At 59.1% G+C, this 25,739-nt stretch carries 26 protein-coding genes; 20 read left to right on the top strand and 6 right to left on the bottom strand.

Features of this window, described 5'->3' with window-relative positions; all coding sequences use genetic code 11:
* Window positions 1-43 precede the first annotated feature (43 nt).
* From araG to CKW26_RS10990, 6 genes are all read left to right on the top strand, one after another.
* On the top strand, window positions 44-1,591 hold the full coding sequence (gene araG / locus CKW26_RS11015; RefSeq protein WP_095048601.1) for an L-arabinose ABC transporter ATP-binding protein AraG: 1,548 nt from the start codon (window positions 44-46) through the stop codon (window positions 1,589-1,591).
* A 12-nt stretch (window positions 1,592-1,603) separates the two neighbouring features.
* Window positions 1,604-2,572, top strand: coding sequence for an L-arabinose ABC transporter permease AraH (gene araH, locus CKW26_RS11010; protein ID WP_026000669.1), 969 nt, complete (start codon window positions 1,604-1,606; stop codon window positions 2,570-2,572).
* A gap of 281 nt (window positions 2,573-2,853) precedes the next feature.
* The gene (locus CKW26_RS11005) at window positions 2,854-3,567 is read left to right on the top strand and encodes a GntR family transcriptional regulator (protein ID WP_095048600.1); all 714 of its coding nucleotides are present in this window, start codon (window positions 2,854-2,856) and stop codon (window positions 3,565-3,567) included.
* A complete protein-coding gene (locus CKW26_RS11000) occupies window positions 3,564-4,562 on the top strand; it encodes an ADP-ribosylglycohydrolase family protein (protein ID WP_095048599.1) in 999 nt (332 codons plus the stop codon). The genes CKW26_RS11005 and CKW26_RS11000 overlap by 4 nt, the downstream gene beginning before the upstream one ends.
* A gap of 228 nt (window positions 4,563-4,790) precedes the next feature.
* Window positions 4,791-6,257 (top strand): cytosine permease, encoded by a 1,467-nt coding sequence (locus tag CKW26_RS10995; protein ID WP_095048598.1) that lies wholly within the window; start codon window positions 4,791-4,793, stop codon window positions 6,255-6,257.
* Window positions 6,250-7,179: a PfkB family carbohydrate kinase gene (locus tag CKW26_RS10990; protein ID WP_095048597.1), complete on the top strand. Its 930-nt coding sequence runs from the start codon at window positions 6,250-6,252 to the stop codon at window positions 7,177-7,179. The genes CKW26_RS10995 and CKW26_RS10990 overlap by 8 nt, the downstream gene beginning before the upstream one ends.
* Before the next feature lie 192 nt (window positions 7,180-7,371).
* On the opposite strand, the gene CKW26_RS10985 is transcribed toward CKW26_RS10990, so the two are convergent.
* The 4 genes from CKW26_RS10985 to CKW26_RS10970 all read right to left on the bottom strand — a co-directional run bounded on the left by CKW26_RS10985 (window position 7,372) and on the right by CKW26_RS10970 (window position 10,053).
* The gene (locus CKW26_RS10985; protein WP_092279308.1) at window positions 7,372-7,626 is read right to left on the bottom strand and encodes a hypothetical protein; all 255 of its coding nucleotides are present in this window, start codon (window positions 7,624-7,626) and stop codon (window positions 7,372-7,374) included.
* A 44-nt stretch (window positions 7,627-7,670) separates the two neighbouring features.
* Complete coding sequence (locus tag CKW26_RS10980) at window positions 7,671-8,012, bottom strand: hypothetical protein (RefSeq protein ID WP_007908306.1); 342 nt, start codon at window positions 8,010-8,012, stop codon at window positions 7,671-7,673.
* Window positions 8,013-8,094: 82 nt separating this feature from the next.
* Window positions 8,095-9,291, bottom strand: a complete 1,197-nt coding sequence (locus tag CKW26_RS10975; protein WP_095048596.1) for an MFS transporter — start codon at window positions 9,289-9,291, stop codon at window positions 8,095-8,097.
* 108 nt (window positions 9,292-9,399) lie between these two features.
* Window positions 9,400-10,053: an HD domain-containing protein gene (locus tag CKW26_RS10970; RefSeq protein ID WP_095048595.1), complete on the bottom strand. Its 654-nt coding sequence runs from the start codon at window positions 10,051-10,053 to the stop codon at window positions 9,400-9,402.
* Between the two features lie 230 nt (window positions 10,054-10,283).
* Here CKW26_RS10970 and CKW26_RS10965 point away from each other — a divergent pair, with 230 nt between their 5' ends.
* The 10 genes from CKW26_RS10965 to CKW26_RS10920 all read left to right on the top strand — a co-directional run bounded on the left by CKW26_RS10965 (window position 10,284) and on the right by CKW26_RS10920 (window position 18,623).
* A complete protein-coding gene (locus CKW26_RS10965) occupies window positions 10,284-10,763 on the top strand; it encodes a GNAT family N-acetyltransferase (RefSeq protein WP_007908312.1) in 480 nt (159 codons plus the stop codon).
* A gap of 159 nt (window positions 10,764-10,922) precedes the next feature.
* Window positions 10,923-11,585, top strand: coding sequence for a hypothetical protein (locus tag CKW26_RS10960; protein ID WP_095048594.1), 663 nt, complete (start codon window positions 10,923-10,925; stop codon window positions 11,583-11,585).
* Window positions 11,582-12,076 carry a PAAR domain-containing protein gene (locus CKW26_RS10955; RefSeq protein WP_095048593.1) on the top strand — a complete coding sequence of 165 codons (495 nt, stop codon included), beginning with the start codon at window positions 11,582-11,584 and terminating at the stop codon, window positions 12,074-12,076. The genes CKW26_RS10960 and CKW26_RS10955 overlap by 4 nt, the downstream gene beginning before the upstream one ends.
* A gap of 5 nt (window positions 12,077-12,081) precedes the next feature.
* Complete coding sequence (locus tag CKW26_RS10950; protein ID WP_077574055.1) at window positions 12,082-12,816, top strand: hypothetical protein; 735 nt, start codon at window positions 12,082-12,084, stop codon at window positions 12,814-12,816.
* Window positions 12,813-13,343 carry a hypothetical protein gene (locus CKW26_RS10945; protein WP_095048592.1) on the top strand — a complete coding sequence of 177 codons (531 nt, stop codon included), beginning with the start codon at window positions 12,813-12,815 and terminating at the stop codon, window positions 13,341-13,343. The genes CKW26_RS10950 and CKW26_RS10945 overlap by 4 nt, the downstream gene beginning before the upstream one ends.
* Window positions 13,344-13,448: 105 nt before the next feature.
* A complete protein-coding gene (locus CKW26_RS10940; RefSeq protein ID WP_095048591.1) occupies window positions 13,449-14,438 on the top strand; it encodes a 2-dehydro-3-deoxygalactonokinase in 990 nt (329 codons plus the stop codon).
* A gap of 19 nt (window positions 14,439-14,457) precedes the next feature.
* The gene (locus CKW26_RS10935; RefSeq protein ID WP_095048590.1) at window positions 14,458-15,078 is read left to right on the top strand and encodes a 2-dehydro-3-deoxy-6-phosphogalactonate aldolase; all 621 of its coding nucleotides are present in this window, start codon (window positions 14,458-14,460) and stop codon (window positions 15,076-15,078) included.
* Window positions 15,079-15,124: 46 nt separating this feature from the next.
* Window positions 15,125-16,273: a galactonate dehydratase gene (gene dgoD / locus CKW26_RS10930; RefSeq protein WP_007908327.1), complete on the top strand. Its 1,149-nt coding sequence runs from the start codon at window positions 15,125-15,127 to the stop codon at window positions 16,271-16,273.
* A 174-nt stretch (window positions 16,274-16,447) separates the two neighbouring features.
* Window positions 16,448-17,758 (top strand): MFS transporter, encoded by a 1,311-nt coding sequence (locus tag CKW26_RS10925; RefSeq protein ID WP_095048589.1) that lies wholly within the window; start codon window positions 16,448-16,450, stop codon window positions 17,756-17,758.
* 61 nt (window positions 17,759-17,819) lie between these two features.
* Entirely contained in the window at window positions 17,820-18,623 is an 804-nt protein-coding gene (locus CKW26_RS10920) for an IclR family transcriptional regulator (RefSeq protein WP_053122534.1), read from the top strand.
* On the opposite strand, the gene CKW26_RS10915 is transcribed toward CKW26_RS10920, so the two are convergent.
* Complete coding sequence (locus CKW26_RS10915; RefSeq protein WP_007908332.1) at window positions 18,620-19,672, bottom strand: NAD(P)-dependent alcohol dehydrogenase; 1,053 nt, start codon at window positions 19,670-19,672, stop codon at window positions 18,620-18,622. The two genes, CKW26_RS10920 and CKW26_RS10915, sit on opposite strands and share 4 nt — an antisense overlap.
* Window positions 19,673-19,864: 192 nt before the next feature.
* On the opposite strand from CKW26_RS10915, the gene CKW26_RS10910 reads away from it, so the two are divergent.
* Window positions 19,865-20,755 (top strand): AraC family transcriptional regulator, encoded by an 891-nt coding sequence (locus CKW26_RS10910; protein WP_007908334.1) that lies wholly within the window; start codon window positions 19,865-19,867, stop codon window positions 20,753-20,755.
* 183 nt (window positions 20,756-20,938) lie between these two features.
* Here CKW26_RS10910 and CKW26_RS10905 read toward each other — a convergent pair whose 3' ends face one another.
* A complete protein-coding gene (locus CKW26_RS10905) occupies window positions 20,939-22,603 on the bottom strand; it encodes an electron transfer flavoprotein-ubiquinone oxidoreductase (RefSeq protein WP_064120345.1) in 1,665 nt (554 codons plus the stop codon).
* A gap of 548 nt (window positions 22,604-23,151) precedes the next feature.
* Between CKW26_RS10905 and CKW26_RS10900 the strand changes: the two genes are divergently transcribed.
* The 3 genes from CKW26_RS10900 (at window position 23,152) to CKW26_RS10890 (ending at window position 25,732) form a co-directional block, all read left to right on the top strand.
* A complete protein-coding gene (locus CKW26_RS10900) occupies window positions 23,152-23,901 on the top strand; it encodes an electron transfer flavoprotein subunit beta/FixA family protein (RefSeq protein ID WP_095048588.1) in 750 nt (249 codons plus the stop codon).
* Window positions 23,902-24,831: an electron transfer flavoprotein subunit alpha/FixB family protein gene (locus CKW26_RS10895; RefSeq protein ID WP_093435361.1), complete on the top strand. Its 930-nt coding sequence runs from the start codon at window positions 23,902-23,904 to the stop codon at window positions 24,829-24,831.
* Between the two features lie 79 nt (window positions 24,832-24,910).
* The gene (locus CKW26_RS10890; RefSeq protein ID WP_095048587.1) at window positions 24,911-25,732 is read left to right on the top strand and encodes an ABC transporter substrate-binding protein; all 822 of its coding nucleotides are present in this window, start codon (window positions 24,911-24,913) and stop codon (window positions 25,730-25,732) included.
* Window positions 25,733-25,739 lie beyond the last annotated feature (7 nt).

The raw sequence follows: 25,739 nt of genomic DNA, 5'->3' as shown, positions 1-25,739 counted from the left end.
GCCCGGGCAGCCGGGCCGTTTTTCGGTGTGAAGAGGTGGCTTTATGCACGCGCAAGTACAAACACAAGAACAACACGGCGCCAGCGGCAGCCTGCGCTTCAACGGGATCGGCAAAACCTTTCCCGGGGTGAAAGCGCTGGACGCTATCAGCTTTGTCGCCCATCCCGGCCAGGTTCACGCCTTGATGGGCGAGAACGGCGCCGGCAAATCGACCCTGCTGAAAATCCTCGGCGGTGCTTACATCCCGAGCAGCGGCGAGTTGCAGATCGGCGAGCAGACCATGGCGTTCAAGTCGACCGCTGACAGCATCGGCAGCGGCGTCGCGGTGATTCACCAGGAGCTGCATCTGGTGCCGGAAATGACCGTCGCCGAAAACCTGTTCCTCGGCCATCTGCCGGCCAGTTTCGGTTTGATCAATCGCGGTGCTTTACGCCAGCAAGCGTTGAACTGCCTCAAAGGCCTGGCCGACGAAATCGATCCGCAAACCAAGGTCGGGCGCTTGTCCCTCGGCCAGCGGCAATTGGTGGAAATCGCCAAGGCGCTGTCGCGCGGCGCCCACGTCATCGCTTTCGACGAACCGACCAGCAGCCTTTCGGCCCGTGAGATCGACCGCTTGATGGCGATCATCGGACGCCTGCGTGACGAGGGCAAAGTCGTGCTCTACGTTTCCCACCGCATGGAAGAAGTGTTCCGCATCTGTGACGCCGTGACGGTGTTCAAGGACGGTCGCTACGTGCGCACCTTCGACGACATGAGCCAGTTGAGCCACGATCAGTTGGTGACCTGCATGGTCGGCCGCGACATTCAGGACATTTACGATTATCGCCATCGACCACGCGGTGCCGTCGCGCTGAAGGTTGATGGTTTGCTCGGCCCGGGTCTGCGCGAACCGATCAGTTTCGAAGCGCACAAAGGTGAAATTCTTGGCCTGTTCGGATTGGTCGGGGCAGGGCGCACCGAGCTGTTTCGCTTGCTCAGCGGGCTGGAACGCAACACCGCCGGACGCCTCGAATTGCGCGGTCACGAACTGAAACTGCGCTCACCGCGCGACGCGATTGCTGCGGGCATTCTGCTCTGCCCGGAAGATCGCAAGAAGGAAGGCATTATCCCGCTGGCCAGCGTTGCCGAAAACATCAATATCAGCGCACGCGGCGCCCATTCGGGCCTCGGTTGCCTGATTCGCGGTCTGTGGGAAAAGGGCAACGCCGACAAACAGATCAAAGCCCTGAAAGTGAAAACCCCGCACGCCGGTCAGCAGATCAAATTCCTTTCCGGTGGCAATCAGCAGAAGGCCATTCTCGGTCGCTGGCTGTCGATGCCGATGAAAGTCCTGCTGCTCGACGAACCGACGCGCGGCATCGACATCGGTGCCAAAGCCGAGATTTACCAGATCATCCATAACCTCGCCGCCGACGGCATTTCGGTGATCGTGGTGTCCAGCGACCTGATGGAAGTGATGGGTATTTCCGACCGCATTCTGGTGCTCTGCGAAGGCGCCCTGCGCGGCGAAATCGGCCGCGATCAGGCCAATGAATCCAACCTGCTGCAACTGGCTTTGCCGCGCCACCGCGCTGACGGCGTGGCGAACTGAGAGGTGACTATGATGACAACCCAAAACGAAACCCTGCCCAAAGAGCGCAAACCTCTGGACATGCGCCGCTTCCTCGACGACTGGGTCATGCTGCTGGCGGCCGTGGGCATTTTTGTCGCCTGCACCTTGCTGATCGACAACTTCCTTTCGCCGCTGAACATGCGCGGATTGGGCTTGGCGATTTCCACCACCGGGATCGCCGCGTGCACGATGTTGTACTGCCTGGCGTCGGGGCATTTCGACTTGTCGGTCGGCTCGGTGATTGCCTGCGCCGGGGTAGTTGCGGCGGTGGTGATGCGCGACACCAATAGCGTGTTTCTCGGTGTCAGCGCGGCGCTGGTGATGGGCCTGATTGTCGGGTTGATCAACGGCATCGTGATTGCCAAGTTGCGCGTCAACGCCTTGATCACGACGTTGGCGACCATGCAGATTGTTCGCGGTCTGGCTTACATTTTTGCCAACGGCAAAGCAGTGGGCGTGTCGCAGGAATCGTTCTTCGTTTTCGGCAATGGCCAGTTGTTTGGCGTGCCGGTGCCGATTCTGATCACCATTGTTTGCTTCCTGTTTTTTGGTTGGCTGTTGAATTACACCACCTACGGGCGCAACACCATGGCCATTGGTGGCAATCAGGAAGCGGCGTTGCTCGCGGGTGTGAACGTTGATCGCACCAAGATCATCATCTTTGCCGTGCACGGTGTGATCGGTGCGCTGGCCGGGGTGATTCTGGCGTCGCGAATGACCTCTGGGCAGCCGATGATAGGTCAGGGATTTGAGCTGACGGTGATCTCGGCTTGCGTGTTGGGCGGGGTGTCGTTGAGCGGTGGGATCGGCATGATTCGGCATGTGATTGCCGGGGTGTTGATTTTGGCGATCATTGAGAATGCGATGAACCTGAAGAACATTGATACCTTCTACCAATATGTTATCCGTGGTTCGATCCTGCTGTTGGCCGTCGTCATCGACCGTCTGAAACAACGCTAAAAATCAAGAGCCCCTCATCGGAACGCCGCCCGCCCAGCCCTCTCCCGGAGGGAGAGGGGGCCGACCGGGGTGCTTTGCGTCCTGCATCGACCTGAAAGACCTAGTCGATTATGGATTCGGCGAAGCACTTTCAGGTCGGCGTACTTCTTGAGCATCCCCCATTCAGTCCCCTCTCCCTTCGGGAGAGGGCTAGGGTGAGGGGCTTTTGATTCTCCCGCCTTTCGTCACTCTCGCTAAATATCCCTTGCCCGCCCACGCTAGTTTCGGGTATCAATTTGTACATGATTAGACAGGTACGATTTGACAAGAAACAACGGGTGGTCGACGAACTCGTCCGACGCATCGAAAGCGGCCTCATGGAGGACGGCTTTCTGTTGCCCGGCGAACATCAGTTGGCTCAAGAATTCAAAGTCAGCCGAGGCACGCTGCGCGAAGCGCTGGCCGAACTGAAACGGCGCAACTACATCGCCACGCAAAGCGGCGTCGGCTCCATCGTCACCTTCGACGGTGTCGCGCTCGACCAGCGCAGCGGCTGGGCGCAGGCGCTGGCCGACAGCGGCGCGCTGATCAATACCGAAGTGCTGCGTCTGGAAGCCGTGACCCGGCCCGATCTGCTCTCGCGGTTCGGCACTGACCAATTCATTACCCTCGACCGCCGTCGGCGCTCCAACGACGGCACGCTGGTCTCTCTCGAACGCTCTTTGATGCCGGCCACCGGCGGCCTGGAAAGCCTGCCGCGTGTCGGCCTGATCGACAATTCCCTGACCATCACCTTGGCCGCTTACGGCTACATCGGCGAACGCGGTGATCAGTGGATCGGTGCCGAGCCGTTGAATGCCGAAGACGCCGAATTGCTCGGGCGCCCGGTCGGCACGGTTTTCCTCAAGGCGTTGCGCACCACCTACGATCGCCAGAACCGTTTTATGGAGCTGGTCGAAAGCCTGCTCGACCCGGTGCATTTCCGTTTGCACCTGCAATTTGGAGAATCGAAATGACCGCGTTCAACCGTGCCCTTGGTGCTTTCTATGGCCTGGCCCTCGGTGATGCGCTGGGCATGCCGACGCAATCGCTGAACCGCGAAACCATCAAGACCCGCTTCGGCACAATCACCGATCTGCAGGATGCAGGTCCCTTGCAACCCATCGCCGCAAACATGCCCAAAGGCTCGATCACCGACGACACTGAACAAGCCATTCTGGTCGGTGAGTTGCTGGTCGAAGGCAAAGGCCGCATCGAACCGGCGATCCTCGCGCAACGCTTGATCGAGTGGGAGGCCGAGATGCAGGCCAAGGGCTCGCAGGACTTGCTCGGGCCGTCGACCAAGCGCGCCATCGAAATGATCCTCGCCGGCCATTCGCCGGAAGAGGCCGGACGCTACGGCACCACTAACGGCGCGGCCATGCGCATTACGCCGGTAGGGATCGCGGCGGATGTTGCCGATCCTCAGCGGTTTATCGCAGCGGTGGTACAGGCCTGTCAGGTCACGCACAACACCACACTGGGGATTTCCAGTGCGGCGGCGGTGGCAGCGGTGGTATCTGCCGGCATCAATGGCATGGACCTGGGCGAGGCGTTGAACCTCGGCCAGCACATCGCTCAGCAAGCCGAGGCGCACGGGCACTGGGTGGCCGGTGGGCGCATTGGCTCGCGAATCAGTTGGGCGCGCACCATCAGTGTCGATAGCGACAAGGCTTTGCTGGCGGATCTGCTCTATGACGTGATCGGTACTTCGGTGGCGTCGCAGGAATCGGTGGTGGTCTCCTTTGCCCTGGCGCAGCAAGTGGCCGTCGGCGAGATGAGCGCGTTTGATGCGTTGTGCATGGCCGCCAGTCTTGGCGGTGACACTGACACCATCGCGGCGATTCTCGGCGCCATGCTCGGGGCCTGCCTGGGTCTTGAGAGCTGGCCAGTGCCGATGATCGACACGGTCAAATCGGTTAATCACCTAGAGCTTGAACCGTTGGTGCAGGGGCTGTTGGCGTTGCGCTGAGTGAAGTGACGCCATCGCTGGCAAGCCAGCTCCCACAGGTTTTTGCTGTGAACACACATTTGTGTACACCCTGATCCCTGTGGGAGCTGGCTTGCCAGCGATAGGCGCACCGCATAATCGAATTTACAACCCGCAATGGATCGCGCAGACAGGCCGAGGATGGCCGCGATGTCTTGTCGTTTTGCATCAATTGCCACAACCACAAAAAAGGCAAACAGGAGCACCTTCATGAGTTCATCAACCGTCGGGCAAAGCGCCGGGCAACTGGAAACCCGCGGCATCGAACCGGTACCGGAAGCCGAGTGCAACGGGCATCCGCTGCAACTGTTCTGGGTCTGGTTCGCCGCTAACATCTCCATCCTCGGTCTGCCACTGGGCGCCACGCTGGTCGCATTTCGCGGGTTGGCGATCTGGCAGGCGATCATCGTCGCAATCATCGGCGCTGCCGGTTCGTTCGCGGTGGTCGGGATCATCTCGATTGCCGGTCGCCGTGGCCGCGCGCCGAGCCTGACCTTGTCGCGGGCGATCTTCGGCGTGCGCGGCAATATCGGCCCGACGCTGGTCTCGCTGATGTCGCGCCTGGGTTGGGAAACGGTCAACACCACCACCGCTGCATTTGTGCTGTTGTCGCTGTGCTCGATCCTGTTCGGCTCGCCAGTGGAAGCGAAAAGTGCGCCGATACTGACGCTGATCTTCATCGCGATTTTCGTTCTGATGACCCTGTCGGTATCCGGCCTCGGCCACGCGACGCTGCTGGTGATCCAGAAGTGGGCCACTTACGTGTTCGGCGCGCTGAACATTCTCGTCGGTGGTTTCCTTTGCGCGACCATCGACTGGAGCGCCGTGTTCAACGCTACGCCAGCACCGATGAGCGCAATGATCATCGGTATCGGCACCATGGCCGCGGGCACCGGCATTGGTTGGGCCAACGCTGGCGCCGACATGTCGCGCTATCAGCATCGCAGCGTCAAAGCCGTGCGTTTGGTTGCATCAGCAGCGTTCGGTGCGGGCATTCCGCTGGTGCTGCTGATCACTCTTGGCGGTCTGCTCTCGGTGGGTAACAACGACCTCGCCTCGGCGACTGACCCGATTGTTGCAATCCGCGACATGCTGCCAACGTGGATGGCCGTGCCGTACCTGATCACCGCGTTCGGTGGCTTGTTGCTGTCGAACAACCTGTCGGTGTACTCCGCCGGTCTGACCACGCTGACCCTTGGCCTGAAGGTCAAACGCGTCTACGCCGTGGTAGTGGATATCGTCGCGATCTTCGCCGGTTCGATCTACTTCATGCTGATCGCCGACAGTTTCTACGGCCCGTTCATTACCTTTATTTCCCTGCTGGCGGTGCCGATCACCGCGTGGGTCGGGATCTTCGTCGTCGACCTGATTCACCGTCACTACTACAGCCCGAAAGACCTGCTCGACGTCAGCCCGAGCAGTGCCTACTGGTATCACGGCGGCATCGAGTGGCGCGCGTTCGGCGCCTGGGCGATTGCCATCGTCCTTGGCTTCAGTTTCACCACCATCGGCACCACTGCTGAAAACGTCTGGTTCAAAGGCTTCCTGTCCGACTCTTGGCTGGGCCACAACGGCCTCGGCTGGATCGTGACCTTCGTGGTCGCCGGTGGCATTTACTTTGTCCTTGGCGGGGCGAAAGACCGCCGCGCCGCGCAAACCGAGAATGCTCATGCCTAAGATGTTGCACACCGGCCAGGTCATTATCGACCTGGTCATGGCCGTGGATAAGCTGCCGCAGATTGGCGGTGACGTGCTGGCGCAGTCGGCCGGTTTCGAAGCAGGCGGCGGTTTCAACGTGATGGCGGCGGCGGTGCGTAATGGCCTGTCGGTGGTGTACCTCGGTCGCCATGGCACTGGGCGTTTCGGTGATCTCGCGCGCCAGGCGATGAACGCCGAGGGGATTCACATCGGCATCACCGAACCCGCACTGAAAGACACCGGTTTGTGCGTCGCGCTGACCGATGCGTCGGCCGAGCGCAGTTTCATTTCCTACATCGGCGCTGAAGGTGAGGTGACCGAAGAGGATCTGAACAGCGTTGTGGCCGAGGCGGGCGATTACGTTTATCTCAGCGGCTACAGCCTGCTCCACGAAGGCAAGGCCCAAGCGTTGCTCGACTGGACGTTGGCGTTACCGGAGTCGATCAACGTGGTGTTCGATCCGGGCCCGTTGGTTGAATCGCCGGACTCGCTGCTGATGAAAGCGTTGCTGCCGCGCATTGATGTGTGGACCAGCAACAGTGTTGAGGCGTTGCGCTTTACTGGGGCTGAAGACATTGCTTTAGCGCTGGATCGTCTGACTGAGCATCTGCCCAAAGAGGTGCTGATGGTGGTGCGGGACGGGCCGCAGGGTTGCTGGATTCAACAGGCCAACGAGCGTCGGCATGTGCCGGGGTTTGCCGTGAAAGCCGTGGACAGCAATGGTGCCGGTGATGCACATGCCGGGGTGTTTGTCGCCGGGTTGGCGCAGGGTTTGTCAGCGCATGAAGCCGCGCGGCGGGCAAATGCGGCAGCGGCTATCGCGGTGACACGTTGGGGGCCGGCGACATCGCCGGGGGCGGCTGAGGTGGATGCGTTTATCCGCGAGTCCAGCAGCGCCTGATAGATAGTTTTCGCGAGCAAGCTCGCTCCCACAGGGGATTTCTGTTCGCCTTAGATCCAATGTAGGAGCAGCCGAAGGCTGCGATCTTTTGATCTTCTAAAAGCAAAGATCGCAGCCAACAGCCGCTCCTGCATGATTAGCGATCACACGATCACACGATCACACGATCACACGATCACACGATCATATCGCTCAGCTATCCAGCTTGCGCGCCGCTTCAACCCCGGCCGCACTGAGCTTGATCGGCAGGTTCAACGAATGTTCGCCAGCCTCGTTGCAGGTCACATGCCCGTGGTGAATCAGTCCACGATCCTGCAAAGCGGCGAGGGCGCTGGCCACGACTTTCTCGCCCCGGTAATTGTCCAACACTTCCTTGCCCAGTCCACTCGGATGGGCGTGCAGCAGGCGGGTGAGGACTTCTTTTTCCAGGTTTTTATCGACGTTCATGGTTACCTCTTCATTGGATTGAATAGGACGCTCGCGTCGGCGAACTACTGACCGGAGCCTTCGGAACCGGAGCCACCTGTGGTGGTTTTTGAGCCAACGCCGGGGCCCGCATTGTCAGGCGTGGCGGGGGCGTCGGGAGTGTTCATCCCGCCCTGACGACCCGGGTCACTGCCCTGGGTGCGCGGATCAGTACCGGTGGCGGGAGGCTGATTGATCAAAGGCACGCCCGAGCCATCGGTGTTCATACCGGGGGCACTGTTGATGGCGGGGGCGCGTGGTGGGGTCGGGTCGGTAGGGCCGGTGCCCGCAGCGGTAGCGGATGCTGCGAAAACTGCAGGGCAGAGCAGGGCGCTGAATACGAAAGCGGTCAACCTTGACGGGATCATAGGGCGTCTCCAGTGATTGGAATCCTTACCTGTCGTTGGTCTGCCCTCTGAGCGGTTTGGTGCCTGATGAACGACGAACGGTCTAAATCACTGGTACGGTTTTGACATTCAGTCGACGCCAGAGCAGACGACCAAGGGTGATCAGCCAGTTCATCAATGCCACTACCAACACAGTGTGTAAAAGCGTTGCCATGCCGTGTTCGACGATGATTTTGCCAGCGAGCAACGGGAAGCCGAATACGCCGATAAAGTACGCCAGACTGAACAGCAACAGCGCCTGTGATGTGGTGCCGGCCGGTGCTTCGTTGGCGGCCAGACCGTTGATCACCGAATAGGTCAGGCCATAACCAACACCCAGCAGCACTGCCGCCAGCAGGTAAGTGAACCCGCCGTGCACGCCGAACGCGAACAGCACAATCGAACTCAACATCAACCCTGACAGCAGGCTCGACGCGCGCAACGGGTCACGCTTGACCACATACCCCGCGATCAACATTCGACTGCTGATCGCCGCACTCATGAAGCCCAGAAAGAACAATGAATAATCCAGCGAGCGCGCAGCGGCATAGCTGGTCTGAAAGCTCGACAGGCCACCGAATACGCAACCGCCGAGACCGACCATGATGATCGGGAACACGGCGCGCGAGCCCAGCACTTGAGTGGTTGCTTGCCAGCTGATTTTCGCGGTGGTTGTCGCCTGTGTGCTTTTCAGTTTTGCGCCGAGTTGCCAGAACAGCAGCGCGCCGATCAGGCTTGCCAGCGCCGCCAGATAAAACGCCGAGGTCACAGGCATACCCAACGCACTGGCGGCGCGCCCGAGTAACGGGCCGCTGCCGATGCCAGTCATCATGCTGCCCGACAGCAACGCGAAATACCTGGCCCGTTGCGCCGGCGTCACCAGACTGGCAACGATGATCGGTCCCAAGGTGTAAAACACCCCCCAGCCCAGGCCCAGTAACAAACCAAAAAACAACAGCAGATGACCGAATCCCGGCGTCATTGCAAAGCCCAGACTCGCCGCCACCAGCAACAGACCAAACAGGGCAATCGAACGCGCCGCACCGAGCCAGTCCGACAGATGCCCGGACACCAGCACTGCGACAAACGTACTGAGCATCGCCGCCGAAATCACGCTGCCGGCATCGTGTTCATTGCCGCCGCGTGCACCGATCAACAGCGACAGCAAAAACGTCGCGCCATAGGACAACGACAGCAGATAACTCGCGAGGCAGAACAAGCCGAACAGCTTGCCTGATACCTGGGGTGATGCTTGCGACATGACGCGGTTCCTTGACCGGAAATTCAGCGTCATCTGTTTAGCACGCCAGGTGAGCGGGTTAGGTCTGAAGTTGGCGAAGTCAGGTTCAGCGCACGCCGGAGTAACGGCTTAAACGATGCCAATCTCTTCCTTGAACTGTTCCATGAAACCCTTCAGACGTTGATGACGGACCTGCGCAAGACGCTGGCCGGCGGTGGTCTGAAAACCGTCGGCGAGGTGCAGCAGTTTGGTCTGGAAATGATCGAGGCAAAAACGCGTGTCATCGTAATCGCGTTGTTTCGCTTCGGGATCCTGCGGGTCGTACAGCGCCGAACCCATGCGCCCGGCGATGTAGAAAGTGCGGGCGACGCCAAGCATGCCGAGTGAGTCGAGCCGATCGGCGTCCTGGACGATTTTCGCTTCGAGGGTGAGCGGGGTGATGTTGGCGGAGAAACTGTGGGCTTCGATGGCGTGGGCGACGGCGGCGATTTTCTCTTCGGACCAGTTCAGATCGGCCAGCACTGACGAAGCTTTATCTGCCGCCAGCCGCGAAGCCTGCGAACGCAGTGGCGAATTCTTCTCGACGGCCACGCAATCGTGCAAGAGCACGGCGGCCAACAACACCTCAAGATCACCGCCTTCTTCTTCATGCAGCGTACGCACGTTGTGCCAGACCCGTTGCAGGTGGGCGAGGTCGTGAGCGCCGTCGTCGGACGGCTCCAATGCGTACGGCAGTAACTCTGCTGCCAGTGCCGCCACCGGTGTAAAAAACTCAAGGTTCATAAACATCCTTTTAGACTGTCGAAGTCACTGTGTGAGAGCGAGCCTGCTCGCGAATGCTGTCTGTCAATCAACAATGCAGGTGACTGAAAGGACGCTTTCGCGAGCAGGCTCGCTTCCACAGGGGACTGCTGTTTTTGCAACATTGCGCAGGGTAGTGTGTGTTTTGCCATGTGACGAGCGCCGCGCACCGTCTTAGTATGGCGTTTTCCTTTTTCCGACAAGGCCCGTCCATGACGATCGAAATCCGCCCGGCGACCCCCAGCGATGCCCCGCAAATCCTCGCCTTCATCACTGAACTCGCCGATTTCGAAAAAGCTCGCCATGAAGTCATCGCCAGCGTCGCCGACATCGAACGCAGCCTGTTCGGCGAAGGCGCCACCGCCCACGGTCTGATCTGCCTACGCGACGGTTTGCCAATCGGTTTCGCGGTGTTCTTCTTCAGCTACTCTACCTGGCTCGGCAGCAACTGCCTGTACCTCGAAGACCTCTACATCACCCCCGAACAACGCGGCGGCGGTGCCGGCAAAACCCTGTTGCGCCACCTGGCAAAAATCGCCTGCGACAACGACTGCGGCCGCTTCGAATGGAGCGTGCTCGACTGGAACACGCCGGCGATCGAATTCTACAAATCCCTCGGCGCGCAACCTCAGGAAGAGTGGGTGCGCTACCGCATGGATGGCCAGGTTTTGCGTGAGTTTGCCGAGGGTTGAACACGATGATGGCAATCCGGCAGTAATTCGATTGTCGCCAGCGCTCTAGTCCGGCATTCTACGCGCCATTTTTGCGCGCTCACGGACGACACCTGCAATGCCTCTGGCACAACTTCTCCACGCCCGTGGAGCCTTCGCTGCGTCAACGAGTGACCGGCGATGAGCGGACTACGGGCGTCAATGCGTCTGTATGGCCTAGTGAAAAACTCAGGCTCGAGCGACAACCCCCAGCGCCAACCGGTCGACATTCTGTGCATGACAAACCGCATGGGCGGCAGCGCCATTCGTGCGTTCGTGTCACGCCTCGATGCTGAGTTGATGACGCGCAGTGCCGGGCTCGCCGATTACCGCGTGATACCGCTGCGCACTTTCGATCCGACGGCGTTTATCGACGCCCATCAAGGCTGGCTGATGCTGCACATTTGCTGTGGTTTCGTCGCCCCTGCCGGGCATTCGCTGCTCAAGGACGGCGGGTTGATGCCGATGGGCTGGTACGTCTATTCCGAGATCGGCCAGTGGACGGCCCAGCATCATCTCGACCTCGGCGCACAAATGGCCGAACTGCTGCAATCGACTTACGAGCGTAATCACCTGCGCAACTACAACGCCTGGCTCAACGAACTCGACGACGCCTTGCCGGCTGAACTGGCATGGCAGGTAGACGAAGCCTGGCAGCATCTGCAATTCGCTACACCCCCCGACAGCCGTGAACATTGCCACGCCCTGTTCGACCCCGTCGACAACCGCTGGCGCTTCGCCGCGACCGACATCGATATTCATCAGCCGCACCCGGAACCCCTGAAGCAAGGAGCTTTGAATTGAGTGGTAAACCCGCTGCACGCGTCACCGACCCGACCGCCTGCCCATTGCCAGGCCATGGCACCAACCCGATTGCCTCCGGCTCGCCGAACGTCTTCTTCGACGGCCTCGCCGCCGCGCGCATGACCGATAAATCGGCGTGCGGCAGTCCGATTACCGGGGCAGTTTCCGGCACCGTTTTTATCAACGGCTTGAATGCCGCCACGCTCGACAGCACCGGAGGCCACGGCAATGTCGTGGTGGGTGGCTCGGGGACGGTGATTATCGGCCAGAGTGGCGGAGGGGCAGCGTTTAGTGGGCTGTTGCCGATGCCGGTGCATTTTACGGACAGGTTGCAAGTGGTTAACGAGGCGACTGGCGAGCCTATCCCCGATCATCCGTATGCGATCCAGCGAAGTGATGGGCGCATAGAACATGGCATCACCAATGAGCAGGGCTTTACCCATATGGTGAGTTCTCACTTGGCTGAAACTATTAAATTGTTTGTAGAGTGATCGAAATGGAAGTCGAAAATCCTGCACTCAGAGACTGCAAAACTGAAGTGGCTGGCCATGAGTTGACCTGCAAGACTGACCAGAGCGTCAAGCAAGTTACTGTCAAAGTGAAAAAGGTAGCCGTTTTCTTTATTGGCGGTGCTGGGGATAAAGAGGAGTATTATCAGAATGAACCTCCTCATCATAACGTGCAAAATGCGTGGAATCAGTTGTCGAACAGACTGTCTCCGGAACAAAAGCTCGACGTTAATTTACCTTATATAAGCTATAAGGATGTTCGCGGTGAGAAGGATATCGAGAAGTATGTAATACGCCCGTTAAAAGGTGATAAGACGGTTTATCTTGTGATTGTTGGTCATAGCCTTGGGGGGTGGAATGGTGCACATTTGACCTCGATTTTGAAAGAACGAGGTTATACAGTCAAGATGTTGGTAACACTCGATCCTGTTGGCGGTGGTACAGGTGTATGGATGTTCTCTGATATCTATTTTACGACGCCAAAGCCCGTGGCAGATTACTGGATAAATATATTGGCATCCCCCAAGGAAAAAGACGATTCAGATACTGTTGCCAGTTTGGGAGAGCGCTGGATCATGACATCTGGACCGAATATAAATGAGGCGGTCAGTGCGAATCACCGGCAAGCAGGTATGCTGTTCGCCTCCAAACTTCAAAGTGGAAAGTCTGCGTGCGATATAGTTTATGAGCGAGTGACTCAATATTTGGAATCGAAAAAATGATACGACTATTTATTGTGCTGACGATGCTTCTATGTAGTTCTTGTGCCAAGCGGCCGATTCTTCCTGATACCGAGATTGAATTCATTTCTGTCGCTACAGGGGGCGATAGTTTGTCTTGGAGTGTTCGCTTTAGTTCGAAGACCGATGTGTTGAATTTTTTTAAGGATGCGACGGGAGAAACACAGTTGGGTGAAACATTGTTTTGCTCTCTGGATAAAGAGCTTGAATTTGAAAACTCCGATAAATTGACTAATTATTTTGTTGGTAATCTTGTTGAGGTTGACGCCGATAAGTCTGGTTTAGACCATATTTATACGTCTAGATTGTCCGCAGTGAGAAAGGAGGATGAGGGCGTTTCAAATGTTTTCATGAGCGTGGAAGAACTGCTGGCATTATTAAATGAACGTAACGCCGTCTCTTGCAGAGTGTTTACCTCAGCTTACTCATTCGGGGGATACTATTCGAAGTCAATGCTGATTCCAGCAACTGACCTCGTACACGTCATTGAACAGCAGCGCGTGCAATGATTGCTTTATCCCATAATGTGGGATGCAAAATTACATATTGAGATTTCCCGTCTGAGAGGTCTATAGTCCGTCGCACTCACTGCCAAAAACAAAACAGGTGAAGCGATGCTGGCGCAATTGATCGCGCTCGATTGGGGGACGACCTCATTACGTGCTTACAAACTCGCAGCGGACGGTGTGGTGCTGGAGCAGCGCGCGCTGTCGTCCGGGATCATGCAACTGCCGAAGACTCCGCGAGTCATCAACGGTCGCGAATGCGCCGATGGTTTTGAACTGGCGTTCGACGAGGCGTGCGGCGACTGGCTCGATGCGCAGCCGAATCTACCGGTGATAGCTTGCGGCATGGTCGGCAGTGCACAGGGCTGGCGTGAAGCAGCCTACTGCGAGACGCCGGCGAACGTCGCCAATCTCGGAAACTCCCTACAAACAATTGTCAGCCTGCGCGGCACCCGCGTGCATATCGTGCCGGGTGTGATTCAGCGTTCGCGCCTGCCGAATGTGATGCGCGGCGAAGAAACCCAAGTGCTCGGCGTGCTGCAGAATCTGCCGATTGAGGCGGGTGTTGATCTGTTGATCGGTCTGCCGGGCAGTCATTCGAAATGGGTGGACGTCGTCGATGGCTGCATCACCCATTTCGACACGTTCATGACCGGCGAAGTGTTCGCCGTGCTCAGTGAACACAGCATTCTCGGCCGTACCCTGAAGCAGGGGGCGGCGTTCGATGCTCTGGCGTTTGACCGTGGTGTGCAGGTTGCGCAGTCGGCGGACGGCGAACTCGGCGTGCTGTCGACGTTGTTCAGTGCCCGTACCTTGGGCCTGACCGGCGAACTCAGCCCGACCGCGCAGGCGGATTATCTGTCCGGCCTGATGATCGGCCATGAACTGGCGGCGCTCGCCACGGTTCAGCGGCGTCGCCGCAACAACCCGAATCTCCCTTCGATCATCCTCATCGGCAACGCGCAACTCTGCACGCGCTACAGCCGTGCCCTCGCTGCCTGCGGTTTCGCCAACGTGACGCTGGCCGAACAGGCCACCGAGCGTGGTCTGTGGCAACTGGCGCTGGCCGCCGGACTGATCGATTCCTCATCCCGTTAACCCTGACTGGAGGCCTGACATGCTCAAGCAAGCATTGGCGCAAAACGGTCTGATCGCGATCCTGCGGGGACTGCATCCGCAGGAAGCCGCCGCTGTCGGAGAAGTCCTGTATGCGGCCGGATTTCGCGTCATCGAAGTACCGCTCAATTCCCCTTCGCCGTACGAAAGTATCCGCATCCTGCGTAAGGCCCTGCCCGCCGATTGCCTGATCGGTGCCGGCACGGTGTTGACCCCGGCACAGGTCGAGCTGGTGAAAGAAGCCGGCGGCCAAGTGATTGTCATGCCGCACAGTGACGCCAAGGTCTTGCGTGCGGCGAAAGCGGCGGGGCTGTTTCTGTCGCCGGGCGTCGCCACGCCGACCGAGGCCTTCGCGGCACTGGAGGAGGGCGCGGACATTCTCAAGTTGTTCCCGGCCGAGCAAATGGGCCCGGCGGTCGTCAAAGCCTGGCTCGCAGTGTTGCCGACGGGAACGGTACTGGCGCCGGTCGGCGGCATCACCCCGGACAATATGCAGGCGTTTATCGATGCCGGTGTAAAAGGTTTCGGCCTCGGTTCCGGACTGTTCAAACCGGGCATGACCCCGGAGCAAGTGGCGGTGAATGCCAAGGCCTACGTGGCCGCGTGGAAGGCCCTTCGCTAAGACTTTTTGGCGCTGCGTGCGCTGCATCTACAAGAGAGACAAAAAGATGAAAATCACCAAACTCACCACCTTTATCGTCCCGCCGCGTTGGTGTTTCCTCAAAGTCGAAACCGACGAAGGCGTGACCGGTTGGGGCGAACCCGTGGTTGAAGGGCGCGCGCATACCGTCGCAGCTGCCGTTGAAGAATTGTCCGACTACCTGATCGGCAAAGACCCACGCAACATCGAAGACATCTGGACTGTGCTCTATCGCGGCGGTTTCTACCGTGGCGGTGCGATCCACATGAGCGCGCTGGCGGGTATCGATCAGGCGTTGTGGGACATCAAGGGCAAGGCCCTTGGCGTGTCGGTGAGTGATCTGCTCGGTGGTCAGGTGCGTGACAAGATTCGCGTGTATTCGTGGATTGGCGGCGACCGTCCAGCGGACACCGCGCGTGCGGCGAAAGAGGCGGTGAGCCGTGGTTTTACTGCGGTGAAAATGAACGGCACCGAAGAACTGCAATTCCTCGATACCTTCGAGAAAGTCGATCTGGCGCTGGCCAACGTCGCCGCCGTACGTGACGCGGTCGGGCCGAACGTCGGTATCGGCGTCGACTTCCATGGCCGCGTGCACAAGCCGATGGCCAAGGTGCTGATGAAGGAACTCGACCCGTACAAACTGATGTTTATCGAAGAACCGGTACTCAGCGAAAACTACGAAGCGCTGAAAGAGCTTGCGCCGTTGACCAGCACGCCGATTGCTCTGGGTGAGCGGCTGTTTTCGCGTTGGGACTTTAAACGCGTGTTGAGCGAAGGTTACGTCGACATCATCCAACCGGATGCCTCCCACGCGGGCGGCATCACCGAAACCCGCAAGATCGCCAACATGGCCGAGGCCTACGATGTGGCACTGGCGCTGCACTGCCCGTTGGGGCCGATTGCGCTGGCGGCGTGTTTGCAATTGGACGCGGCTTGTTACAACGCGTTTATCCAGGAGCAGAGCCTGGGCATCCATTACAACGAGAGCAACGACTTGCTCGACTATGTGAAGGATCCGCGGGTGTTCGATTACGACAAAGGCTTTGTGAAGATTCCGAACGGCCCGGGGTTGGGCATTGAGATCAACGAAGAATATGTGATCGAGCGCGCAGCGGTCGGGCATCGCTGGCGCAACCCGATCTGGCGTCATGCCGATGGCAGTTTTGCCGAGTGGTGAGTCGTCCCTGACACACCCGATGAGATCGTTCCCACGCTCTGCGTGGGAATGCCTCAATGGACGCTCTGCGTGCGCTTTTGGGACGCAGAGCGTCCCGGGCTGCATTCCCACGCGGAGCGTGGGAACGATCAGGCCTCAGGCCGACCTCAATAAACATAAAAAGAGGCTCTCCCCATGCAACCGCAAACCCTCACCGGGCAGGCGTCTTTAGTCACGCCCAGCCGTAAGCGTTTTTTCATCATGGTGTTGCTGTTTATCACCGTGGTCATCAACTACCTCGACCGCAGCAACCTGTCGATTGCTGCGCCGGCGCTGACCAGTGAGCTGGGCATCGATCCGATTCACGTCGGTCTGATTTTCTCCGCGTTCGGCTGGACTTACGCCGCGATGCAGATCCCCGGCGGCTGGTTGGTCGATCGCGTGCCGCCGCGCATTCTTTACAGCGTCGCGTTGTTGTTGTGGTCTGTGGCTACGGTGATGCTCGGTTTCGCTGCGAGTTTCATCGCGTTGTTTGTATTGCGCATGGCGGTCGGTGCGCTGGAAGCGCCGGCTTATCCGATCAACAGCCGTGTGGTCACGACGTGGTTTCCCGAGCGGGAACGCGCCACGGCGATTGGTTTTTACACGTCGGGACAGTTCGTTGGTCTGGCATTTCTCACTCCGGTGCTCGCCTGGCTGCAACATGAATTCGGCTGGCACATGGTGTTCGTCGCAACAGGCGCTGTCGGCATTATCTGGGCGGCGATCTGGTACGCGGTGTATCGCGAGCCACGGGATTTCAAAGGCGCGAACGAAGCGGAAATCGACCTGATCCGCGAGGGCGGTGGTCTAGTTGATATTCAGCAAGAGTCGGCCAAGGTCAAAGCCAAATTCAGCTGGACCGATTTGGGCATCGTCCTGACCAAGCGCAAATTGTGGGGCATCTACCTCGGCCAGTTCTGCCTGAACTCGACGCTGTGGTTTTTCCTGACGTGGTTCCCGACCTATCTGGTGAAATATCGCGGCATGGACTTCATCAAGTCCGGCCTGCTGGCGTCGCTGCCGTTTCTCGCCGCGTTCATCGGTGTGCTGTGTTCGGGGTTCTTTTCCGACTTCTTGATTCGTCGCGGCTACACCGTCGGGTTTGCGCGCAAGTTGCCGATCATTGGCGGGCTGCTTATTTCCACCTCGATCATCGGCGCCAACTTCGTTGAGTCGACGCCGCTGGTGATTGCCTTTCTGGCGTTGGCATTTTTCGGCAACGGCTTGGCCTCGATCACTTGGTCACTGGTGTCGACGTTAGCGCCAGCGCGGTTGTTGGGGCTGACTGGCGGGGTGTTCAATTTCATCGGCAACCTGTCGGCAATTGCTACGCCGATCGTCATCGGTTTCCTTGCCAGCGGCGATTCGTTCGCCCCGGCGATCACCTATATCGCGGTTCTCGCCTTGATCGGTGCTTTGTCCTACGTGCTGCTGGTCGGCAAGGTCGAGCGTATCGAGTTGTAGTGGTCTGCGTCGGGCGACCATAATGCCGCCCGTTCCTTCGCTCAACGGTAAAAGGCTGGATATGCAGGAAGACGCTCCGGAAAAAACCAAGGACGCCGCACCCACCGGCACCCAGACGCTATTGCGCGGTCTCGGCGTGGTGCAAGCGGTGGCCAGTGGCGCCCGCGATCTCAAGGAGATTGCCCGGCTGATCGGTACCACGCGCAGCACCACCCATCGACTGGCCAGTTGCCTGGTCGACGAGCGCTACCTGCGCGTGGTGCCGCAAGTCGGTTATCTGCTCGGACCGAAGCTGATCGAATTGGGTTTCCAGGCGCGTGAAGAGTTGCCGCTGGTGAGCCTGGCCGGGCCGTATCTGGACGAGTTGTCGGCGCTGACTGGTGACACCGTGCACTTGGGCATTCGCGAAGGCGATGAAGTGTTGTATCTGCTGAAAAATCCGGGGCGCAACGGCCCGGAAATGCGTTCGCGGGTCGGCCATCGCATGCCGCTGGCGCGCACCGGTATTGGTAAGGCATTGATGCTCGATGACTCACCGAAAGATTGGCAACGTCTGTACGACATCAGTCTGCCGGCAGGTGGGAAGAGTCAGTTCTGGCCGCAGCATCCTCAGCAGTCGTGGGAGCAGCTTGAGCAGCGTATGACCGAGTACGTCGCCGGGGGCTACGCCTTCGATCTGGAGGACAACGAACCGTCGATCCGCTGCGTGGCGGCGCCGATTCGGGATGCGAGCAAGGGCATCGTGGCGGCGATCAGTATCGCCAGCACCGTGCCGTACATGCCGCTGGAAAAAATGGCCGAGCTGATTCCCCTGATCAAAGGGGTCACAGCCCGGCTGTCGGCAGAGCTAGGCCTGAAGGTTTAAACCTTGAGCGTCGCCATGTCGATCACGAAGCGGTACTTCACGTCACCGGCAATCATCCGGGCGTAAGCCTCGTTGATCTGGCGGATGTCGAGCATTTCGATGTCGCAGGTGATGTTGTGCTCGGCGCAGAAATCCAGGACTTCCTGGGTTTCTGCGACGCCACCGATCAACGAGCCGGCCAGCACGCGACGGCTCATCACTAGTTTGCCGGCGTGTACCGGTGGATCAATCGGCTCGATCAGACCGACCAGAATGTGCACGCCGTCGAAGCGCAGGGTGTCGAGGTACGGGTTGAGATCGTGCTGCACCGGAATGGTGTCGAGCAGGAAGTCGAAGTAACCGGCAGCCGCTTTCATCTGCTCGGCGTCGGTGGAGACGATCACATGATCGGCACCCTGACGGCGGCCTTCTTCAGCCTTGCTTGCCGAACGGGTGAACAGCGTCACTTCGGCGCCCATGGCTTTGGCGAACTTGATGCCCATGTGGCCCAGACCGCCCATGCCGAGAATCCCGACCTTGTCGCCAGCCTTCACGCCGTAGTGCTTGAGCGGCGAGTAGGTGGTGATACCGGCGCAGAGGATTGGCGCGGCGCTGGCTAACGCCAGTTTTTCCGGGATGCGCACGACGAAGTGCTCGCTGACGACGATGCTGTCGGAATAACCGCCCATGGTGTTGCTGCCATCGACCCGATCCGGGGTGGCGTAGGTCATGGTCGGGCCTTCGAGGCAGTATTGCTCAAGGTTCGATTGGCACGCTTCGCAGGTGCGGCACGAGTCGACCATGCAGCCAACCCCGACCAGGTCGCCTACCTTGTGTTGAGTGACATTCGCACCGATCGCGGTGACTTTTCCGACGATCTCGTGGCCGGGCATCAGCGGGTAAACGGCGATACCCCATTCGTTGCGCGCCTGGTGGATATCGGAGTGGCAGACGCCGCAGTAAAGGATTTCGATCGCGACGTCATCGGCGCGCGGGCTGCGGCGTTCGAATTTCATCGGGGCGAGGGGGGTGGTGGCCGATTGGGCGGCATAGCCGATGGCGGTGTACATGTGAAACCTCGCAAAAGCAGGAACAAGTGAGGCGGCGCATTTTGGGCGTCGACTGTCGGTCCGGCCATGACGATTCCTCCGGGTCTCATGCCTAATCCTCCGGCATGCGGGTTTGATCGGTCGCATTGGCAAAAGGATCTGCGATGATGCTTTCATCCCTTATTTTCGTGATTTTTTGTGAAGAGCAATTCGATGCAGTTGACCCGTCATCTTGATGCCAATGCGCGGCTGGTTTCGCTGATCGAGCCGCTGGCGCTGCGCGATGGTTATTCCCCGACCGGGTTGCCCGGTGTGCAAGTGTTGCGCGCCAGTTGCGACGTTGCCCGTGGCCCGCACATTTACGAACCGAGCCTGATGATCATCGCCCAGGGCAGCAAACTGGCGTTTCTCGGGCCGCGCACCATGGAGTACGGCGCCGGGCACTATCTGATTCAGGCGCTGCCGGTGCCGTTCGAATGCGAGACGTTTGCCTTGCCGGATGCGCCGTTGCTCGGTGTTTCGGTGGCGATTGATCGGGTGTTGCTCGGTGAGCTGGTGCTGGCCATGGGGCTGGCGCCGGGCCGGCATATCCCGGCGCAGACCCCGGAGTCGATGACCTCAGTGGTACTCGACGATGCCATGCGCGGTTGCGTCGAGCGCTTGCTGAGTTGCCTGCACGATCCGCTGGAATGCCAGATTCTTGGGCCGGCTCGGGTGCGTGAATTGTTGTTCACCGCGTTGCGCGGGCCGCAGGCGGATGTGTTGCGGGCATTGGTCGAGCAGCAAGGGCAATTCGCGCGGGTGGCGGCGTCGATCAGTCATCTGCATGCGCATTACACCGAGCCGTTGAACGTTGAAACGCTGGCCGGTTGCGCGAACATGAGCGTGTCGACCTTTCATGAGCATTTCAAACGCAGCACGTTGTTGTCGCCGGTGCAGTATCTGAAGCGCCTGAGGTTACTGAAGGCGCAGACGTTGTTGGTCGCCGAAGGCCTGGGTGTGGCGCAGGTGGCGCATCGGGTGGGGTATCAGAGTACGTCGCAGTTCAGCCGTGAATATAAGCGCTATTTCGAGCGCAGCCCGGGTGACGAGCGCGCTGCCTGAGGATTTTCACAATCCCTGTGGGAGCTGGCTTGCCAGCGATGAGGCCGGCACATTCAACATAGATGTCACCTGATCCACCGCCATCGCTGGCAAGCCAGCTCCCACAGGGAGTCAAGTGATGCAGTAAATTTTGGGCAACAAAAAGGCCCCCGATTCGGGAGCCTTGATGTTCAGCGGTTCGACTTACATGTTCGGGTAAGTCGGGCCGCCAGCGCCTTCCGGCGTGACCCAGGTGATGTTCTGCGAAGGGTCCTTGATGTCACAGGTCTTGCAGTGCACGCAGTTCTGGGCGTTGATCTGGAAGCGCTTCTCGCCGTCTTCCTTGGTGATCACTTCGTACACGCCGGCCGGGCAGTAGCGCTGCGCCGGTTCGTCGTACAGCGGCAAGTTCTTACTGATCGGGATGCTCGGGTCGGTCAGCTTCAGGTGGCAAGGTTGTTCTTCTTCGTGGTTGGTACCGGAGATGAACACCGAGCTGAGCTTGTCGAAGCTGAGTTTGCCGTCCGGCTTCGGATAGTCGATCTTCTTGCAGTCCGCCGCTAGCTTGAGGCAAGCGTAATCCGGCTTGGTGTCGTGCAGGGTGAACGGCAGTTTGCCGCCGAAGATGTTCTGATCCAGCCAGTTGAAACCGCCGCCAACGATGGCGCCGAACTTGTGGATCGCCGGGCCGAAGTTGCGGCTGGCGAACAGTTCGTCGTAGAGCCAGCTCTTCTTGAACGCGTCGACGTAAGTGGTCAGCTCTTCAGTGCCGTCCTTTTCTGCGAACAGCGCGTCAGCCACGGATTCTGCGGCGAGCATGCCGGACTTCATCGCAGTATGGCTGCCCTTGATCTTGGCGAAGTTCAGGGTGCCGAGGTCGCAACCGATCAGCGCGCCGCCCTTGAAGACCATTTTCGGCAGCGAGTTCAGGCCACCTTTGCAAATCGCGCGAGCGCCGTAACTGATGCGCTTGCCACCTTCCAGATACTGGGCCAGCACCGGGTGATGCTTGAGGCGCTGGAACTCGTCGAACGGCGACAGGTAAGTGTTGCTGTAGGACAGGTCAACGATCAGACCAACCACCACCTGGTTGTTTTCCAGGTGATAGAGGAACGAGCCGCCGGTGTTTTCGGTGCCCATGATGTCCAGCGGCCAACCAGCGGTGTGCACCACCAAGCCTGGCTGATGTTTGGCCGGGTCGATTTCCCAGATTTCTTTCAGGCCGATGCCGTAGTGCTGGGCGTCGGCATCGCTGTCGAGGTTGTAGCGCTTGATCAGTTGCTTGCCGATGTGGCCACGGCAGCCTTCGGCGAACAGCGTGTACTTGCCACGCAGTTCCATGCCCGGGGTGTACAGGCCTTCTTTCGGGTTGCCTTCGCGGTCGACGCCCAGATCACCAGTGATGATCCCGCGCACTACGCCTTGTTCGTCGATCAGTGCTTCCTGAGCGGCGAAACCCGGGTAGATTTCCACGCCGAGGTTCTCGGCCTGCTGGGCGAGCCAGCGGCACAGGTTGCCGAGGGAGATAATGTAGTTGCCTTCGTTGTGCATGGTCTTGGGCACAAAGAAGTCAGGAATTTTCTGCGCGCTGTCGGCGTTTTTCAGTACGAAAATATCGTCGCGGGTCACTGGCGTGTTCAGCGGGGCGCCGAGTTCTTTCCAGTCCGGGAACAGTTCATTCAGAGCGCGTGGTTCGAACACGGCACCGGACAGGATGTGTGCGCCGACTTCGGAGCCTTTTTCGACCACGCAGACGCTGATTTCCTTACCGGCTTCGGCGGCCTTCTGCTTCAGACGGCAGGCGGCGGACAGGCCAGCGGGGCCGGCACCGACGATGACCACGTCGAATTCCATGTATTCGCGTTCCACAGGCTATCTCCTACTCAAGGCTCAACAGTTTTTTTTCTAATTTGGAGGTTTGATGTCGCATCCGCTATTCCTTTACGTTAACGTCAAGGGGAATATTGGAGTCCGACCTTTCTCTCTAGGCGGCGCATTATATCTACACCACTCCGAGCGTCCAATACAAACGTTTGTTTGAATTGGCTCCAGCCCAGAGAAATCAAAGAAGCGCGGCTTATGAATGGTCATTTTGCTGTATTGACCGGAATAGGCGTTCCGGTCAAGATACGGGCGGTTTTGCGCTCGTCGTAGGCAGACTGGCGGTTTCAAGAGCACGTCTAAAGACAGGGCACAGGCAGTAGAAGGTGATGCGCAGCGCAGGTCCGGCGCGCAGTTTACACAGCGTGAAGATCAATGACCCGTCGGTCACCCCTGACGAACGGTCGCAGGTCCTCCACCGTGCAGCCACCTGACACCCGAGTCGGCGTTTTTAGAGGTGCCCTTTAGCCTGATGAGCATCAACCGCCAGGTTCGCCTAGGCGACTTTCTTTTCACCGGAGAGTAACGAGGAATCCATGAAGGTTCTTGTAGCTGTCAAACGCGTTGTGGATTACAACGTCAAGGTTCGCGTCAAGGCGGACAATTCCGGCGTCGATCTCGCCAACGTCAAGATGTCGATGAACCCGTTCTGCGAAATCGCAGTGGAAGAAGCCGTACGCCTGAAAGAGAAAGGTGTTGCGACTGAAATCGTCGTCGTCTCCATCGGCCCGACCACCGCTCAGGAGCAACTGCGTACCGCACTGGCTCTGGGTGCCGACCGTGCCATCCTCGTCGAATCCACTGAAGATCTGACCTCGCTCGCCGTGGCCAAGCTGCTCAAGGCTGTGGTCGACAAGGAACAGCCGCAGCTGGTGATCCTCGGCAAGCAGGCCATCGACAGCGACAACAACCAGACCGGCCAGATGCTCGCTGCATTGAGCGGCTACGGTCAGGGCACGTTCGCCTCGAAAGTCGAAGTCTCCGGCGACAGCGTTGCCGTGACTCGTGAAATCGACGGCGGCGCGCAGACGGTTTCCCTGAAACTGCCGGCCATCGTCACCACCGACCTGCGTTTGAACGAGCCGCGCTACGCGTCCCTGCCAAACATCATGAAAGCCAAGAAGAAGCCTCTCGAAGTGCTGACTCCGGACGCTTTGGGCGTTTCCACCGCCTCCACCAACAAGACCCTGAAAGTCGAAGCGCCGGCTGCACGCAGCGCGGGCATCAAGGTTAAGTCGGTAGCTGAATTGGTCGAGAAACTGAAAAACGAAGCGAAGGTAATCTAAATGACTATCTTGGTTATTGCTGAACACGACAACAAAGTGCTGGCCCCGGCCACACTGAACACCGTGGCTGCTGCGGTCAAAATCGGCGGCGACGTCCACGTTCTGGTTGCAGGTCAAGGCGCTGGCGCCGTGGCTGAAGCCGCTGCGAAAATCGCTGGCGTGAGCAAAGTCCTCAACGCTGACAATGCCGCTTACGCGCATCAGCTGCCGGAAAACGTTGCGCCATTGGTTGCAGAGCTGGGCGCTGGCTACAGCCACATCCTGGCTGCCGCGACCTCCAACGGTAAAAACATCCTGCCGCGCGTTGCCGCGCAGCTGGACGTTGACCAGATCTCCGAGATCATCTCGGTCGAAAGCGCTGACACGTTCAAGCGTCCGATCTACGCCGGTAACGCTATCGCTACCGTGCAGTCGACCGCTGCGATCAAAGTGATCACTGTACGTGCTACCGGTTTCGACCCGGTTGCCGCTGAAGGTGGTTCGGCTGCCGTTGAAGCAGTTGCTGCTGCGCACAACGCGGGCACTTCCAGCTTCGTCAACGAAGAACTGGCCAAGTCCGATCGTCCTGAGCTGACCGCTGCCAAGATCGTCGTTTCCGGCGGCCGCGGCATGCAGAACGGCGACAACTTCAAACACCTGTACGCTCTGGCCGACAAGCTGGGCGCTGCTGTCGGTGCTTCGCGCGCCGCGGTCGACGCAGGTTTCGTACCGAACGACATGCAGGTCGGTCAGACCGGCAAGATTGTTGCGCCACAGCTGTACATTGCCGTCGGTATCTCCGGCGCGATCCAGCACTTGGCCGGTATGAAAGACTCCAAAGTGATCGTTGCGATCAACAAGGACGAAGAAGCGCCGATCTTCCAGGTGGCCGATTACGGTCTCGTGGCTGATCTGTTCGAAGCCGTCCCTGAGCTGGAGAAGCTGGTCTAATCCAGCGGCTTCACTTATAAAGAGCCCGACCTTTTGGTCGGGCTTTTTTTGTCTCGGATTTGAGTGGGAGTGTGTTGCCATGGATCTGCGCTGCGGATGGTTGTTGGGGTTGGCCCTGTTGCCAGGGTTGGCTATGGCCGCTGGCAAATGCGAGCGCCTCGTCGTCACCGGTAGCCCGGATGCGCCGCCGTACCTGTGGCAGGACCCGCAGAATCCCAAGCAGTTGATCGGTGCCAGCGCTGATCTGCTGCAACAAGTCGCCAAAGACCTCGGCATCAAAGTCGAATTGCTCTACGCCGGCAAACGTTCGCAAGCCCTCGATGAAGTGCGCAGCGGGCGCATGGACATGCTCGCCGACGCGCCGCTGACCCTCAATGAGCTGGAAAACCTCGACTACATCCATCCGCCGTTGCTGGAAAACGACTATCTGGTGTGGACCCGCAAAGGCTCGACGCTGGTCTACAGCGAGGCCAAAGACCTGCACGGTCACGTCGGTGCGTTGTCGGAAAAGTCTCGTATGACCCAGGCATTTGGCACTTTCGCCGAGCAGAATCTGACCCTGACCCGGACAGCCAACCTCACTCAGGCGCTACAGAAACTGCTCTTGGGCGAAGTGGAATATGTACTCGCCGGCCGATACTCGGGCATGGCCGCCGCGCAGGCATTGGGTATGGCCAATGACCTGTTGGTGTTCGAGCAACCGGTCGACCGGCCGGGGCTGTTCCTCGCGGTTTCGCATAACTCGGCATGCAACGATCCGTGGTTGCGCGGACAGTTGGCCAAAAAGATGACAGAATTGCCCGCGTCCGGACTGACGGAAGCCGCGCTGCAACGCAATATCGAGCGCTGGAAGGCGCAGCAGCAACAGCCGCCACAACCTGTCAGTGCCCCAAAACAGTAGGGATTCT

Origin of the sequence: Pseudomonas sp. Irchel s3h9 (genome assembly GCF_900187475.1) — a bacterium.
In the GTDB taxonomy this organism is placed as follows: Bacteria; Pseudomonadota; Gammaproteobacteria; order Pseudomonadales; family Pseudomonadaceae; genus Aquipseudomonas; species Aquipseudomonas neuropathica.
This window is presented reverse-complemented; position numbering and strand designations above follow the sequence as displayed.

Coding starts and splice junctions, on each gene's coding strand:
- CKW26_RS10890 (WP_095048587.1), top strand. CDS start 24,911: ATGGATCTGCGCTGCGGATGGTTGTTGGGGTTGGCCCTGTTGCCAGGG.
- CKW26_RS10940 (WP_095048591.1), top strand. CDS start 13,449: ATGCTGGCGCAATTGATCGCGCTCGATTGGGGGACGACCTCATTACGT.
- CKW26_RS10900 (WP_095048588.1), top strand. CDS start 23,152: ATGAAGGTTCTTGTAGCTGTCAAACGCGTTGTGGATTACAACGTCAAG.
- CKW26_RS10965 (WP_007908312.1), top strand. CDS start 10,284: ATGACGATCGAAATCCGCCCGGCGACCCCCAGCGATGCCCCGCAAATC.
- CKW26_RS10920 (WP_053122534.1), top strand. CDS start 17,820: ATGCAGGAAGACGCTCCGGAAAAAACCAAGGACGCCGCACCCACCGGC.
- CKW26_RS10970 (WP_095048595.1), bottom strand. CDS start 10,053: ATGAACCTTGAGTTTTTTACACCGGTGGCGGCACTGGCAGCAGAGTTA.
- CKW26_RS10995 (WP_095048598.1), top strand. CDS start 4,791: ATGAGTTCATCAACCGTCGGGCAAAGCGCCGGGCAACTGGAAACCCGC.
- araH (WP_026000669.1), top strand. CDS start 1,604: ATGACAACCCAAAACGAAACCCTGCCCAAAGAGCGCAAACCTCTGGAC.
- araG (WP_095048601.1), top strand. CDS start 44: ATGCACGCGCAAGTACAAACACAAGAACAACACGGCGCCAGCGGCAGC.
- CKW26_RS10975 (WP_095048596.1), bottom strand. CDS start 9,291: ATGTCGCAAGCATCACCCCAGGTATCAGGCAAGCTGTTCGGCTTGTTC.
- CKW26_RS11005 (WP_095048600.1), top strand. CDS start 2,854: ATGATTAGACAGGTACGATTTGACAAGAAACAACGGGTGGTCGACGAA.
- CKW26_RS10990 (WP_095048597.1), top strand. CDS start 6,250: ATGCCTAAGATGTTGCACACCGGCCAGGTCATTATCGACCTGGTCATG.
- dgoD (WP_007908327.1), top strand. CDS start 15,125: ATGAAAATCACCAAACTCACCACCTTTATCGTCCCGCCGCGTTGGTGT.
- CKW26_RS10935 (WP_095048590.1), top strand. CDS start 14,458: ATGCTCAAGCAAGCATTGGCGCAAAACGGTCTGATCGCGATCCTGCGG.
- CKW26_RS10915 (WP_007908332.1), bottom strand. CDS start 19,672: ATGTACACCGCCATCGGCTATGCCGCCCAATCGGCCACCACCCCCCTC.
- CKW26_RS10980 (WP_007908306.1), bottom strand. CDS start 8,012: ATGATCCCGTCAAGGTTGACCGCTTTCGTATTCAGCGCCCTGCTCTGC.
- CKW26_RS10960 (WP_095048594.1), top strand. CDS start 10,923: ATGAGCGGACTACGGGCGTCAATGCGTCTGTATGGCCTAGTGAAAAAC.
- CKW26_RS10925 (WP_095048589.1), top strand. CDS start 16,448: ATGCAACCGCAAACCCTCACCGGGCAGGCGTCTTTAGTCACGCCCAGC.
- CKW26_RS10945 (WP_095048592.1), top strand. CDS start 12,813: ATGATACGACTATTTATTGTGCTGACGATGCTTCTATGTAGTTCTTGT.
- CKW26_RS10910 (WP_007908334.1), top strand. CDS start 19,865: ATGCAGTTGACCCGTCATCTTGATGCCAATGCGCGGCTGGTTTCGCTG.
- CKW26_RS10895 (WP_093435361.1), top strand. CDS start 23,902: ATGACTATCTTGGTTATTGCTGAACACGACAACAAAGTGCTGGCCCCG.
- CKW26_RS10950 (WP_077574055.1), top strand. CDS start 12,082: ATGGAAGTCGAAAATCCTGCACTCAGAGACTGCAAAACTGAAGTGGCT.
- CKW26_RS11000 (WP_095048599.1), top strand. CDS start 3,564: ATGACCGCGTTCAACCGTGCCCTTGGTGCTTTCTATGGCCTGGCCCTC.
- CKW26_RS10985 (WP_092279308.1), bottom strand. CDS start 7,626: ATGAACGTCGATAAAAACCTGGAAAAAGAAGTCCTCACCCGCCTGCTG.